General features: G+C 69.0%; 9 protein-coding genes. 3 read left to right on the plus strand and 6 right to left on the minus strand.

Going from position 1 to position 14,029, the window contains the following annotated elements:
- Nucleotides 1-31: 31 nt before the first annotated feature.
- The 3 genes from ACOGXI_RS12430 to ACOGXI_RS12440 all read right to left on the minus strand — a co-directional run bounded on the left by ACOGXI_RS12430 (nucleotide 32) and on the right by ACOGXI_RS12440 (nucleotide 2,931).
- A complete protein-coding gene (locus ACOGXI_RS12430; protein WP_419939162.1) occupies nucleotides 32-772 on the minus strand; it encodes a creatininase family protein in 741 nt (246 codons plus the stop codon).
- A 128-nt stretch (nucleotides 773-900) separates the two neighbouring features.
- Nucleotides 901-1,269 (minus strand): BlaI/MecI/CopY family transcriptional regulator, encoded by a 369-nt coding sequence (locus ACOGXI_RS12435; RefSeq protein WP_419939163.1) that lies wholly within the window; start codon nucleotides 1,267-1,269, stop codon nucleotides 901-903.
- A 57-nt stretch (nucleotides 1,270-1,326) separates the two neighbouring features.
- Nucleotides 1,327-2,931 (minus strand): M56 family metallopeptidase, encoded by a 1,605-nt coding sequence (locus tag ACOGXI_RS12440; RefSeq protein ID WP_419939164.1) that lies wholly within the window; start codon nucleotides 2,929-2,931, stop codon nucleotides 1,327-1,329.
- Nucleotides 2,932-3,180: 249 nt separating this feature from the next.
- Here ACOGXI_RS12440 and ACOGXI_RS12445 point away from each other — a divergent pair, with 249 nt between their 5' ends.
- From ACOGXI_RS12445 to ACOGXI_RS12455, 3 genes are all read left to right on the plus strand, one after another.
- Nucleotides 3,181-6,441, plus strand: a complete 3,261-nt coding sequence (locus ACOGXI_RS12445) for a VPS10 domain-containing protein (RefSeq protein ID WP_419939165.1) — start codon at nucleotides 3,181-3,183, stop codon at nucleotides 6,439-6,441.
- A gap of 202 nt (nucleotides 6,442-6,643) precedes the next feature.
- Nucleotides 6,644-9,493 (plus strand): M14 family metallopeptidase, encoded by a 2,850-nt coding sequence (locus ACOGXI_RS12450; RefSeq protein WP_419939166.1) that lies wholly within the window; start codon nucleotides 6,644-6,646, stop codon nucleotides 9,491-9,493.
- A 35-nt stretch (nucleotides 9,494-9,528) separates the two neighbouring features.
- Nucleotides 9,529-10,419, plus strand: coding sequence for a glycosyltransferase (locus ACOGXI_RS12455; protein ID WP_419939167.1), 891 nt, complete (start codon nucleotides 9,529-9,531; stop codon nucleotides 10,417-10,419).
- A 4-nt stretch (nucleotides 10,420-10,423) separates the two neighbouring features.
- On the opposite strand, the gene ACOGXI_RS12460 is transcribed toward ACOGXI_RS12455, so the two are convergent.
- Genes ACOGXI_RS12460 through ACOGXI_RS12470 form a run of 3 tightly spaced genes read right to left on the minus strand, consistent with a single transcriptional unit; the run spans nucleotide 10,424 to nucleotide 13,871 of the window.
- Nucleotides 10,424-11,239, minus strand: coding sequence for a glycosyltransferase (locus ACOGXI_RS12460; RefSeq protein WP_419939168.1), 816 nt, complete (start codon nucleotides 11,237-11,239; stop codon nucleotides 10,424-10,426).
- Nucleotides 11,236-12,186 (minus strand): sulfotransferase domain-containing protein, encoded by a 951-nt coding sequence (locus tag ACOGXI_RS12465; RefSeq protein WP_419939169.1) that lies wholly within the window; start codon nucleotides 12,184-12,186, stop codon nucleotides 11,236-11,238. The genes ACOGXI_RS12460 and ACOGXI_RS12465 overlap by 4 nt, the downstream gene beginning before the upstream one ends.
- Nucleotides 12,183-13,871: a hypothetical protein gene (locus tag ACOGXI_RS12470; RefSeq protein WP_419939170.1), complete on the minus strand. Its 1,689-nt coding sequence runs from the start codon at nucleotides 13,869-13,871 to the stop codon at nucleotides 12,183-12,185. Before ACOGXI_RS12470 ends, ACOGXI_RS12465 begins: the two co-directional genes overlap by 4 nt.
- Nucleotides 13,872-14,029: the final 158 nt, after the last annotated feature.

Raw genomic sequence — 14,029 nt, forward strand, 5'->3', positions numbered from 1 at the left:
CTCCGGAGCCGAGCCGGAATCCGCCGCGTCGCTACCTCGCGAAATGCGCGGCCATGCGGTCCGACAGCGCGGCGATCATCTTCTCGCCGAGTCGAGCCGTCGCGCCACGGGCATCGCCCAGGATGCCGTTCGGCGTCACGCTTGCGAATCCGTCGCTCAGCACGCGCCGGATGAGTTCCGGTTCCTCTTCCGGCGTCGTCAGGCGCCCGCATTCGGCCAGTTCCTCGCGGACGGTCCCGTTGTGCATGGCCATCATGATCGAGGTCTCGGCGATGTCGGCGTGGCCACCCACGCGGGCTCCGAGACCCGCCTCCCCCTCCGCGACGCGGCGCCAGATCCCGATGACCTCGGCGAGGTCCGCGTACACATCCACGGAACAGCCGGGCCCCGCGGCCTCGTTGAACGCGTCACGCGCCTCGGCGAGCGGAGCGAAGTTCCCGCCGTGCGAGGGGACGAAGCAGACGCGCCGGAAGCCGTGGTGCGCGAGGCTCGAACAGTAGTCGCGGCAGACGGCGAGGAAGGTCTCTCTCTCGAGCGTGACGGTGCCGGGGAACGCCATGTGGTGCGCCGACCAGCCGACGCGGATCGTGGGAGCGACGAGCGCGCCACCGAGCCGCCGGGCGATCTCGACCGCGAGCCGGTCCCCGTGCTCGGCGTCCATGAACAGCGGCAAATGCGGCCCGTGCTGCTCCACCGCCCCCGCCGCGACGACGACGGTGGTGACCCCGGCCTCGATCGCCGCCCCGATCTCGGGCGAGGTCATCCGTTCCATCCGTATCTCGGCAGACATGGGTGACGCTCCGGCTCGCTGGAGGGGAGAGAATCTCCGTTCGCGTGCAATATCGCGCCGAAGATCCGGCGATCCGGAGGTCTACGCTACCCTGAGTCGGATCAGATCCGTCATCCTTCGTCCAGGATCGTCCGCAGGCGCTCGATCTCCTCCGGGGCAAGTTTCTCGTCTTCGATCAACTGCGTGATCATGGGGACCAGCGAACCGCCCGTGATGCGGTCGGCCAGCGCCTCGAGCCGACCGGATGCGTATTCCTCGCGGCTGACGCGGGCGGAGAAGAGCTGGGTCCCGAGGCTGGCGTCGCGGTGGACGAATCCCTTGTCCTCCAGCCGCTGCAGGAGTCGCTGGATGGTGCCGTGCGCCGACCTCGTGGCGTCCGAATAGAGCTGTTCGCGGAGCCGACGGGCCGTGAGGCGCCCCTCCTTCCAGAGTTGCTCCATGACCGCGAGTTCGGCGTTGGCCAGACGCGGCGTCGTCATGTGGGTCCCTTTCTTGATCGGCTTCGGTCTGGGGCGTTGGGCGCTCGACCCCCCGCACTATCCCTTGAGGCGAAGCTTACCTTGGCTGGTTACCGCCTCTTCACACGTCATCGTGCGGGCGACGAGTTCGCCCTCGGAAGAACTCACGCTCGTCGAGCCGCCGAGCGTTACGACCGGTCGGCCTTCCGCACCGGTACATTCGAGGTGTATCCCACTCAGGAACCTGTTCGATGTGAGCAAGCGTACGCGCAGGTGGCTGGCCAGTTCGGCCTTCACCGCCGCCGCTCGCGGCGAGAGCCCGGCCTCCAATCGAAGGCCCGCAAGGTCCAACTCAACGACCTTGGGGTCTCCCGCCCCGCCGTCCGGCGTCACGACCAGGAACAGGTCGGCAGGGGTACGGTCGGAGAGGGCCGCCTCCCCGGCGGCGCGCACGGCCTTGACGACGTCGACCGGGAGTGCGTACTCCGTTGCGAGTGCCTCAAGCTGGTCGCCGAACGTGCGCAGCTGGGGTCGGTCCGCAGCCGGAACGCGTTCGAGGAGCAGCCCATCGCCGTCGAAGTAGACGACTTCACCGTCCGGGGTCGGCGAATCGTCGTCCGGAACAGTGGACTCGCTCACCGACGGGGCCAGCGCCGGGTCGATGGAGGTGAGATCCGACTGATCGGTGCAGTAGATGAGGCCGCCCGCGAGCAGGCACACGGCGCTGCACCGCAGGGCGACGCGGAGCCAGCGCGGGGTGTGGGTCGGGGTTCGGTTCGTCATGATCACGCGAAATCTCCTTTCAAGCCGCGACGCTCGGCCGCAGCGATTGATCGTGCTCGCGAAGGACAGCGGGCCCGGGGTCCGGGCCGCGGACATGAAGTCGATCACCCGGAGCAGCGCCCCGGCGTAGGCGCGGGGTTCGGCCCCGGTCGCGGCGACGGCGAGCGCGTCGCAGCACAACTCTTCGGACGCCCGCAATCGCCGCCGGGCCCACCACGCGACCGGGTTCCACCAGAAGGCCGCGCACGCGAGCCATTCGAGCCAGCGCACGACGTGGTCGCGCCGCCGGACGTGGGCGAGTTCGTGCGCCAGGATGCAGCGCAGTTCGGCCGCGTCCATGTCGGCCAGCAGCTCCGAGGGGAGAAGGATCCGGACCTTCCCGCCGGCCCACCACACCATGGGGGATAACTGCGCGCGCGTCGCGTAGACGGTCGGGGCCGCGCCGAGTCCGAGCCTGTGGGCGACCTCCCGCGCGAGGCGCTGGACCTCGGGCGGCGCGGTTTGCGATGCTCTCACGAGCGAGCCATGGAACCGCAGCGTGCGCACGAGCGTCCAGCCGAGTACGGAAGCCGTGCCCACGAGCCAGAGCCAGACAAGCGCGTCCTTGCCGTGACCGCCGAGCCAACCGAGCAGGATGGCCCCCGCCGATGGCGTCGGTTCCGCCTGCGGAAGGCCGGTCACGGCCGCGGGCCCGACCGGATCGACTCCCGCAGACCAGACCGGAATGGAGACGAACGGCGGCACGAGCAGGACCGCGAGCGGCAGCAGCCACAGCCCGTGCGCCAGCGGAGGGCTCCCGAAGCGCCGCGCCACGATCCGCGCCGCGATCCACGCCACTCCGGCAAGGCCGATCGAGATCGCCAGCTTGCTGGCCCCGATCTGGAGAATCACGTCCGTCATCCGTCTCCCGCTCGACTCGAAACAGCCGTGTCACGACGATATGTCGTCAGTTTACGACGTGATGTCGTATCGCGTCAAGCGAAGCACGCGGAGGCTTCCTCGCACGCGAGGTCGCCGGAGACCCCCGTTTCAGATTCCGATGGGTTCATCTATTGTATTCGGGCTGTATGGTCGGGTGGGGTGGCCGGTGTCGGTTCCTTCGCCCGTGCCCTCCCTCCCGCAGGACCCCCGTCGAACGAGGTAAGGAACATGCGTACGCGCTCAGGGCTCCCGGTCGCAGTGTCTCTCCTCGCGGTGCTCGCCCTCACCGCTGTCCCTCTTCCCGCTCTGGCCCAGGACGCCGATCTGCAAGCGGCCGTCCAGGCGCTCGAATGGCGTGAAATCGGCCCCACGATCATGGGCGGCCGCATCGCCGACATCGCGGTCGACGAGGCCGATCCGTCCACGTTCTATGTCGGCGTGGCGACGGGCGGCGTGTGGAAGACGATCAACGGCGGGTCGACCTTCGAGTCGATGTTCGACGACCAGCCCATGCTGTCCGTCGGGGACATCACTCTTGCCCCGTCGAACCCGAACGTCGTGTGGGTCGGGTCGGGCGAGCCGCAGAACCGGCAGTCCTCCCCATGGGGAATGGGCGTGTTCCGGTCGACGGACGCCGGCCGCACCTGGACCCACCTCGGGCTCGAGGCCACGAACCACATCTCCCGCATCCAGGTCCATCCGCGGAATCCGGACGTGGCCTACGTGGCGGCGATGGGCCGCCTGTGGGGCGCGAACCCCGAGCGCGGCGTGTACCGGACGATGGACGGAGGCGAGACGTGGGAACTCGTCCTCCATGTCGACGAGCACACGGGCGCGATCGACCTCGCCATGGATCCGGGCGACCCGATGACGCTGTTCGCGGCCATGTACCAGCGGCAGCGGACGCTGTGGGGCTTCAACGGCGGCGGGCCGGGCGGCGGCATCTACCGAACGATGGACGGCGGCGACAACTGGACCAAGCTCGCGGGCGGTCTGCCGGAGGGCGACGTCGGCCGCATCGGGCTCGACATCTACCGCCGGGACGGCAACGTCGTGATGGCGATCGTCGAAGCCGACGCCCGCGCCCCGGGTGGGGGCGGCGGTCCGCAGGGACCCGGTGATCCCGAGCGCAAGACGGGGACCTACAAGTCGACCGACCGCGGCGAGACGTGGGTGCAGACGAGCACGACCAACAACCGTCCCATGTACTACAGCCAGATCCGCATCGACCCGAACGATCCCGAACGGATCTACCTGGGCGGCTCGAGCCTGTACCGCTCGTCCGACGGCGGGAACAACTTCACGCCCGACGCGGCCTCCGAGGTCCACTCCGACCACCACGCGCTGTGGATCGACCCGGCGAACTCCGATCACCTCATCCTCGGCGGCGACGGCGGCGTCTCGATCAGCTGGGACCGCTCGGACAACTGGCGTCAGCTGACGAACCTCCCGCTGGCGCAGTTCTACGAGATCGGCGTGGACAACCGTGATCCCTACCATGTGTGCGGCGGTCTGCAGGACAACGGCTCGTGGTGCGGTCCCTCGGACACCTGGTCCAACCAGGGGATCCGGCCGCGCGACTGGTACAACATCGGGAGCGGCGACGGCTACTTCACCGTCCTCCACCCCAACGGCGAGACGATGCTCGCGGAGTCCCAGAACGGGAACCTGATGCGGACGAACCTCAAGACGGGCGAGCGCCTGCGCATGCGGCCGCTGGGACGCCCCGGGGAGGATGAGGAGGATCCGCCGGACTACCGCTGGAATTGGGACACGCCGGTCGAGGTCTCGCCGGGCGACCCGAACACGGTCTACTACGGCGGAAACGTGGTGTTCAAGTCGACGGACTACGGGCAGACGTGGGAGCAGATCTCCCCCGACCTGACGAAGGCCATCGACCGCCAGACGCTGGAGATCATGGGCGTCCTCGGCTCCGAGCCGATGATGTCGGCCAACGACGGGACGTCGACCTTCGGCAACATGATCTCGATCGAGGAATCGCCGCTCGATCCGATGGTCGTCTACGCGGGCACCGACGACGGGAACCTGCAGGTGACGCGGGACGGCGGCGCGACGTGGACGAACGTGGCGCCGAACATGCCGGGCGTGCCGGATCAGTTGTACATGACCCGCATCGTGGCTTCGCACGCCGATGCGGGCACGGTGTGGGTGGCGGGGGACAACCACCGCAACGACGACATGGCCCCGTACCTGTACGTCTCGAACGACTTCGGCGGGACGTGGCGCGCGGTCAGGGACGGGATCCCGGACGGCTGGTCGCTGAACGCGCTGGCGCAGCACCCGCGCGCGGCGAACCTCCTCTTCGCCGGCAACGAGATCGGCACCTACTTCTCGATCGACGCCGGCAACTCGTGGCATCCGCTGCTGCGGAACATGCCGCCCGCGCCGGTGGACGACATCAAGATCCAGGAGCGCGAGAACGACCTCGTCATCGGCACGCACGGGCGCGGGATCTGGATCATGGAGGACATCACGCCGCTCGAGGAGCTGAGCCAGGCCGTGCTCGCCTCCGAGGTGCACCTGTTCTCGACGCAGTCGGCGGTCGCCTACAACCCGTACACGCCGCAGGGCTGGACGCCGGGCGTATGGGAGGCGGAGAACCCGCCCCAGGGCGCCCGCATCCGCTACTGGCTGGGCAGCGACCTGCCGGAGGCCCCGATGGCCGACGAGGAAGGCGGCGAGACCGGCGAGCGGATCGTGACCTCCGGCGGTCCGTCCGCGAACGGCGATGACCCGGCGCCGATGTCCGCGATGGCGGGCAAGGCGACGGTCGCGATTCTCGACTCCGACGGCTCCGTGATCCGGGAACTCGAGGGCGGCGGCGACCGCGGCCTCAACGAAGTCATCTGGGATCTCTGCTACGAGCCTCCACCGGCGCCGCCGGGCGGTGGCGGGTTCTTCTTCCGCGCCGGCAGCGTGGCGCCGAAGGTCCTCCCGGGGACGTACACGGCCCGGCTGGAAGCGGCCGGCCAGACGATGGAGACGTCGGTCACCGTGCGGCTCGACCCTCGCGTGAACATCAGCCGGAGCGATCTCATGGCGCGGCAGGAAGCGCTCATGAGCGCCTACGCGCTGGCGAAGCCGACCAACGAGGGACTGCAGGCGCTGAACCGGATGCGCGAACACCTGTCCTCCATCGAGGACCAGCTCGAGGACCACGACGTGTCCGAGTCGCTGACGGCGGAAGTTGAGGCCATGGGCGAGGAACTCGACGAAATCGGCGAGGAACTCGGGACGGCCCGGGCGGGCGCCGGAGTGTCCGGCAGCCTGTCCGGCTACCACACGGCGCCGACGGCGGACATGCTCTACCAGCTCGAGCGGGGGTGGGGCGCGCTGCCCGGCGCCGTCGACCGCCTCAACGCCGTCATAGAGGACCGCATGCCGGCGCTCTACGCCGCGCTGCAGGCGGCGGGGGTCCGTCCGGACCTCGGCGATCCGGTGGAAGTTCCGATGCCGCCGATGCGCTGACGCAGCCGCCGGACTGCCGGGGCCGGGCGTTGAACCCGGCCTCAGCCGAAGCCGCCCGCCGCGAGCCCGGAATTCGGTCTCGCCGGCGGGCGGCGGCGCTTCCGGCCGGGAGGACTTTGGCTTCCGGCTACACCATCGCCATAATGGGCGCCGAAACTCTGCACACGATTCGCGCCACGATTCGCGCAAGGAGAGTCCGCAAATGTCGTTTTTCGCCCCCCATCAGGCCTTCGCCCGCGAGGTCCTGCCGGCCGTCGCGATCGTCCTCGGAGTCCTGGTCGCCCGACCCGGCGTCGCGCAGGAGCTGACGACCCCGGAGGCGTTCTTCGGGCACCCGATCGGCGCCGACTACGAACTCCCGGATTACGGCGATCTCACCCGCTACTGGGAGACGCTGGCTGCCGAGTCGCCGCGCATGACGCTGCAGTCGATCGGGACGACGGCCGAAGGCCGCGACCAGCTCATGGCGATCGTCACCTCGCCCGAGAACCATGCGAACCTGGATGAATACCGGGAGATCTCCGCCCGCCTCGCGCTTGCCCGGGGCGTCTCCGAGGAGGAGGCGCGCGCCCTTGCGCGGCGCGGCAAGGCGATCGTGTGGATCGACGGCGGCCTCCATGCGACGGAGGTGCTGGGCGCGCAGCAGCTGATGGAGACGCTGTGGCAGTTCGTCAGCGGGACCGACGACGAGACGATGCGGATCCTCGACGATGTCATCATCCTCTTCGTCCACGCGAACCCCGACGGAATGGACCTCGTCTCGAACTGGTACACGCGGATCGAGGAGAAGACGGAGCGCTCCACGCGCGGGATCCCCGTCCTCTACCAGAAGTACGTGGGCCACGACAACAACCGGGACTTCTACACGTCCTTCCAGCCGGAATCCGAGAACATGAACCGGCAGATGTACCGGACGTGGTATCCCCAGATCGTCTACAACCACCACCAGACGGGCCCCACCGGGACCGTGCTCTTCGCGCCCCCGTTCCGCGATCCCTTCAACTACAACATCGACCCTATGGTCATCACCGGGATCGATCTCGTGGGATCGGCCATGCACTCCCGCTTCACGGAGGAGGGGAAGCCGGGGGCGACGCGGCGGCGCGGCGCGAACTACTCCACCTGGTGGAACGGCGGCCTGCGCACCACGCCCTACTTCAAGAACATGATCGGGCTCCTCACCGAAACGATCGGGAACCCGACTCCGATGGAGATCCCGCTCATCCTCGAGCGGGTGCTGCCCAACGACAATCTGCCCGCCCCGATCGAACCCCAGCCGTGGCACTTCCGACAGTCGGTCGACTACTCGGTGACCGCGAACAAGGCGGTGCTCGACGTCGCCTCCCGCTATCGCGAGACGTTCCTGTATCGCATCTGGCGCATGGGGATGAACTCGATCGAGCGCGGCAGCAAGGACAGCTGGACGATCCACCCCAGGCGCGTCGACTGGCTGCGCGACGAAATGCAGGCCGGGCAGGGAGAGACGGACTTCGCCCGCAACGTCGGCGGTTTCGGGGGCAGCCGCGGCACGCGCGCGGACTATGAGAAGCTGTTCGACCCCGACCTGCGCGATCCCCGCGGGTACATCCTCCCCTCGGACCAGGCCGACTTCCCGACCGCGACGAAGTTTGTCAACGCGCTGCTCGAAAACGGCGTGATCGTGGAGCGGGCGACCTCGGACTTCAGTGTCGAAGGGAAGCAATATCCCGCGGGCTCCTACGTGGTGCGGGCCGCGCAGGCCTTCCGGCCGCACGTGCTCGACATGTTCGAACCGCAGGACCACCCGGACGACTTCCTCTTTCCCGGGGCGTCCCCGACGCCGCCGTACGACAACGCGGGGTGGACGCTCGCGACCCAGATGGGAGTGGCGTTCGACCGCATTGCGGAGGGCTTCGACGGGCCGTTCGAGGAGATCGCGGAGTGGAACGCGAGTCCGATGCCGGGGACCGTCGCCGACGCGGACGGAGCGGACGGGTTTCTGCTCAGCCACGAAGCGAACGACGCGTTCACCGCGATCAACCGGCTCCAGGCCTCGGGACACGAGGTCTACTGGCTCACGTCGCCGCTGCGCGAGGGCGGGCGGATGCACCCGGCCGGCACCTTCTACGTGAAGAGTCGGCGTGGTACGACGGACGAGGTCGCGTCGCTCGCCGCCGATCTGGGTGTCGACTTCCGGGGGCTGGCGAACGATCCGGACGCGGAGGCCCTGCGCCTGCGGGCGCCCCGGATCGCGCTGTGGGACACGTACGGCGGCTCCATGCCGTCCGGCTGGATTCGCTGGATCCTCGAGCAGTTCGAGTACGCGGACTTCGAACTCGCCTTCCCGCAGCGGCTCAACGCGGGAGATCTGAGCGACGACTACGATGTCATCATCTTCCCGCAGGGCGCCATCGGGTCGCAGTTCGAGGAGGTCTTCGCGGGCGTTCCCGACTCCGTCCGGCAGCGAATGATGCGCCAGTTCGGGTTCGGCGCGCCGGATCCGGAGACGATTCCCGAGGAGTACCGGGACCGGCTGGGCCGGGTCACCCCCGATGCGACGATGCCGGCGCTGATCGAGTTCCTCGAGGACGGCGGCTCGATCGTCACCATCGGCGGTTCCACCTCTCTCGGACAGGGGCTGGGACTCCCGCTGCAGGACCACCTCGTGAAGGATGGGCAACCGCTGGGCCGGGAGGAGTACTACGTGCCCGGATCGATCCTGGAGGTCACGGTGGACAACTCGCGGCTCGTCGCCACGGGGGTTCCGTCGACGCTCGCGGTCTCGTTCAACAACAGCCCCGTGTTCAGCGCCTCGGCGCTGGCCGCGGGGAACGGCGGAGCGGGCGGGGTGACGCCGCTCGCCTGGTTCGACACCGACGAGCCACTCGTCAGCGGCTGGGCGTGGGGCCAGGAGTACCTCCAGGGCGGCGTGACGATGGCGGAGGCGGAGGTGGGCAACGGGCATGTGTACCTGTTCGGTCCGCTCATCACGCGTCGCGCGCAGCCGCACGGCACCTTCAAGTTCCTGTTCAATGCGATCGCGCTCTCGAACGCCGAGCCCGCGCGACCGTAGCCCCCGCGAGACGCGGCGCTGGACGTCGTTCGGAGGTGGCTGGCCGCTTTCCCCCCACGCCGTCCTTTCTCTCCATCATCCTCAGCACGTACAACGCGGCGGATGAACTGGAACGCACGCTCTGGGGCTACTCGGCACAGACCTGCGAGGAGTTCGAGGTTGTCGTGGCGGATGACGGCTCGGGACCGGGGACGCGCGACCGGATCGAGCCCCTGCGGGCCTCGACCGGGCTCTCGATCTCCCACGTCCGGCAGAAGGACGACGGGTTCAGGAAGTGTCGCATCCTGAACCGCGCGATCGCCGGGGCCCGTGGAGATTACCTCATCCTCAGCGACGGTGACTGCATCCCGCGAGAGGACTTCGTCGAGACGCACGCCCGGCTCGCCAGGCGAGGGCACTTCGTCTCCGGCGGAAGAGTTCGCCTCGCGCGCCACGTCGGGTCGCGGATCCGGAAAGACGATGTGCTCGGAGGCGCGCTGTTCGAGCCACCGTGGCTCGATGAGAGACGGGCGCTGATCCGGGGGCGCGACCGCCGCAAACTCACCCGCTCACCGCGCCGCGCCGGGTGGCTCGACCGCCTGACGACGACCCGGGCGACGTGGAACGGGCACAACGCGTCGGCCTGGAAGACCGACCTCCTGCGCGTGAACGGCTTCGACGAGCGCATGACGTACCCGGTCGAAGACCGCGAACTCGGCGAGCGTCTCCGCAACGCGGGCATCCGTCCGATACAGGCTCGGCACCGGGCGGTCTGCGGCCACGTCGAGCACGACCGACCCTGGCTCGATCCCGAAGCGCAGGCGACGAACGAACGGCTGCGCGCCGAAACCCGCGGCGTGCCTCGGTCGCTCCGCGTTTTCCAGGGTTTCGCGCGCGGTCGCGACTGGACGGAGCACGGGATCCACAAGGGCCCGCGACCAGGTTAGCCAGCTAGTTGTCGATGCCCCGTTCGGCGCGAACCCGGTTGGAGCGGAGCCGGCGCTCAAAGCGTTCGCGACTGTCGGGATCGGGCGGGCGCGACTCGTGCCAAAGGTGCAGAACGGGGACGGCGCAGCGGCCTTCCTTGCGTCTTACTCCGTTCCGGATGAGGCGTACGACGAGATCGTTGTCCTCGAAGCCCCAGCCCCGGAAGGCCTCGTCGAACCCGTTCACCGCCAGAAAGTCCGAGCGCCACAAGGCGAGATTGCAGCCTTTGACGCCACGCCACTGTCGCGGTGACATCCGGCGCAGGGGTCCCAGCGGCACGCGCAGCAGCGGGGCGAACCGGTCCACGCGTCCCCGGAGCCATTCTCCGAGCCAGCGGGCGGCGCTCCAGCGCCCGATTGCGGGTCCCCGCTCGATCGCGACCCGCGAGAGTCCGGGCTCGAGCCTCACCCGGCTGCCGTGGACGAGGTGTCCCGGCTCGGCGAGCCGCGCGTGCCGCTCCACGTAGTCCGGGCGCACGAGACAGTCGCCGTCGAGGAAGATCAGGTACGGCTGCTCGGTCGCGGCGGCGGCACGGTTTCGGATCGCGGCCAGACGATACCCGCGGTCCTCCTGCCGGACATGCCTCACGCGGGGGCCGATTTCTTCGGCCCGGCTCGCAACGAGTTCGCGGGTCTCCGGGCCGGAACCGTCGTCGGCCACGACGATCTCGAACCGGCGGTACGTCTGCTCGGCGAGACTCCGCAGCACCGCGTCGAGAGCGTCGGGCCGATCGTAGGTCGAGACGATGACCGCGATGCCGAAACCGTCGGATGCCCTCACAGGAGGTAACCGGCGCGCTCCATGACGGGGCCGAACGCGGCTTCGATCCGGGCCGCGTCCGCCGGGTCCATCTCATCCTTCCAACCGTCGGCCCGCCCCCGGCGGATGAAGCGTCCCTCGCCACGGGCGCGCCCGGCGTAGGCCTCCGCGCCGTGGCGTCCCTCCATCTCCCGCATGGCCTCGAACGAACCGCGCGCCACCGCCCGGGAAAGTCTCGCGGACGTTCCCGCGGGAACGTCTCCCGCAGAAACGTCTCCCGCAGGAACCGCTCCGATGAAATCGGCCACGCCCCGCAACGCCGTCTCGCGGTCGGCCACGAGGTCCTCGTAGCGCACGACGCGGACCCTCTCGCCGCGTTCCGCGCGTCGGAGCGCGGCCCCGACCTGCCGATCCCAGCGCCCCAGGTGCCGGTGCCATGCGTCGAACGGCGCGGCGCCCGACAGGTATCCGTCGACGAACCTCGCAAGGGTCGTGTCACGGTCGTCGAACATCGTCGCGAACATGTGCCAGAAGGAGACCAGGACCGCCCGCGGATCGCGCACGAGATACACGGTGCCGGGATAGCGGCACGGATGGCGGGGATACTCGTTCCGGAACACTCTCGGATCCGGGAGGTGGCCGTACGCGGCGATCGCGTGGTCGTGACCGTGCACGAACGGGACGTAGTCGCCGACGTTGTACAGGTTCACGTCTCCGCGGCGATCATCGGACAGAAACACGGCCAGCATGTAGGCGAGCCAGGTGTTTCCCGATTTCGGATGACCGACGAGGAAGACATCGGTGGATCTGAGGGACCGGAGAAACCGGGGTTCGAGGAGCCGATTCTTCAGCCCGTCGCGCAGCCGGTAGTAGCCCATCCGGCGTTTGGCGCGTCCGAACCAGCGCGTGAGGGCCGGGACGGGGTGTTGCCGAACCCGGGGCGGGTCGAGCCTCGGCGACCGGTTCACCGTGCCCACGGGACCTGTCGTCCGATGAGTTCCGAGACTTCGTCCGCGTCGAACGCGTATTCCCGTTCGAGGTGATCGCGCACCCAGTCCGGCATGGGGAGCGGAGCCGAAGCGTTCACCGGCGTCCGCAACGATTCTGCGTCCGCGACCGCGACCGACGCCTCGAGAAACCCCAGCAGATCGCACATAAGGTCCCCGGGACGCTCCCGGATCTCGTCGAGGAAGCCGAAGAAGAAGTGCTCGCGCGGGAAGTGCCCGAGCCAGGCGCGCAGGCAGGTCGCGTAATCGCTGCGTCGGCGGACCGAATCGCTGTCGAAGAACGACACGAGTTCGTCGCGGCCCACGGACTCCAGGGGTCTGCCGCGCCACCGCGGAAAACCGTTTCGCGCCTGCGACCAGGCGCGCTCGATCGGGTCACGCATCATGAAGATGAGCCTCGCGTCGGGCATCCACTCGGCGACGCGCCCGATGACCTCCGGCTCGAGCGCCGCATACGCGGGTGTGATCTCGCCCCGGATCCGGCCGCCGCCCCGCCCACGGACGAAGCGGGCCAGATAGCGGAGCTTGTTGATTCGATCCCGGGCGGACCCGCTCGCGCCCGGTGCTCCGAGCTTGCGGTCGAAGAAGTGGATCTCCTTGCGTCCCATCCGGATCTGGGGATGCGCCGCAAGCTGCGCCGCCACCCAGCTCGTGCCCGCGCGCGTGGCGCCGATCCCGAGAAAGCGCGGCATCCAGGCCGACACTCCGTTCTTGCGCGCCGGACGCTTGCCCGCTGGCGACGTGCCTGGCCGCCCCACGCGCGATTCGCGTCGCCCGCCTGGCTCGCGGGGCCCCGCCGCCTTGATCTGGTCGTCGAGGAAGGTGGCGGGGAGGCTGTGAACCGCGCCGTCCGCCCGACCCTCGCGCAGCCGCTGAAACGAGGCCCATTCCCGCCGCTTGCGGGGCGACGGAAACTCCGTCGTCGACCAGTGATCGAACTCTCCCTCCTCCAAGAACTTCAGTTCGTAGAAGCAGACGGGCGCGAAGTGGTGCGTGCGGAGCCAGCGGGGGCGAATAAGCTGCTCCCAGTGTTGGCGCTTGTGGAACCTGACGGGATAGCCGCAGGGCGCGATCCGCACCTCCCGGTTCACCTCCCCGCGCGGAGCCAGAAACGACCCGTTGGGCGTCCGATACACCGTTCGTCCGGCGAGAGACCAGGCGGCGGGCCATCCGCCTCCGAGTTGGGCGAGGAGGCCGGCGAAAGCGCCCCGCTGCTCACGGGCGAGCACCATGTCCGCGTCCCACTTGCAGGCGTAGCGCCGGGTGCAGCGCGACAGCGCCCAGTTCGTAAAGTAGACCAGGGAGTGCACCGAATCGTGCGGAGTCCGGTCGTGTTCGGGCCCGAACCGCCCCAGCGCAAACGGATAGGAGTGAAGGCGGACCTTCGCCCCCCCGTCGGCGGACCGCTGGACGCGCCGCACGATCCCGGCCGTTTCGTCGCGGCTGCCGTTGTCGATGACATGGATCTCGTCGAACACGGGGAGGATCGAGCGCAGGCAGTACTCGATCTTCGTCCCCTCGTCCCTCGCCCGCACGAAGGCGCTCGTCCCCGGCGCGCGATTCCGCCGCGGGAGGGAGAACGCGTACTCCTCGTTCCCTTCCCCGTTTCGAAACTCCATCCGGCTGGGGCGTGGCAGAATCGGCATGAACTCGGGCTCGGGCGAGGGGTACCTGCCACCATCCGATCCGCTCCGGGAATCCCTGTCAACCCGAGAAAGGACCACGTTATGCGTTGCTCCCCTGCGGCCTGCGGGAATATGCTCCCTCCGTGTTGAAAGCGAGTCGAACGCGAGCGAAGAGACAA

It is taken from the genome of Candidatus Palauibacter sp., assembly GCF_965208055.1.
Taxonomy (GTDB): domain Bacteria; phylum Gemmatimonadota; class Gemmatimonadetes; order Palauibacterales; family Palauibacteraceae; genus Palauibacter.

Coding starts and splice junctions, on each gene's coding strand:
- ACOGXI_RS12430 (WP_419939162.1), bottom strand. CDS start 772: ATGGAACGGATGACCTCGCCCGAGATCGGGGCGGCGATCGAGGCCGGG.
- ACOGXI_RS12450 (WP_419939166.1), top strand. CDS start 6,644: ATGTCGTTTTTCGCCCCCCATCAGGCCTTCGCCCGCGAGGTCCTGCCG.
- ACOGXI_RS12470 (WP_419939170.1), bottom strand. CDS start 13,871: ATGCCGATTCTGCCACGCCCCAGCCGGATGGAGTTTCGAAACGGGGAA.
- ACOGXI_RS12440 (WP_419939164.1), bottom strand. CDS start 2,931: ATGACGGACGTGATTCTCCAGATCGGGGCCAGCAAGCTGGCGATCTCG.
- ACOGXI_RS12435 (WP_419939163.1), bottom strand. CDS start 1,269: ATGACGACGCCGCGTCTGGCCAACGCCGAACTCGCGGTCATGGAGCAA.
- ACOGXI_RS12445 (WP_419939165.1), top strand. CDS start 3,181: ATGCGTACGCGCTCAGGGCTCCCGGTCGCAGTGTCTCTCCTCGCGGTG.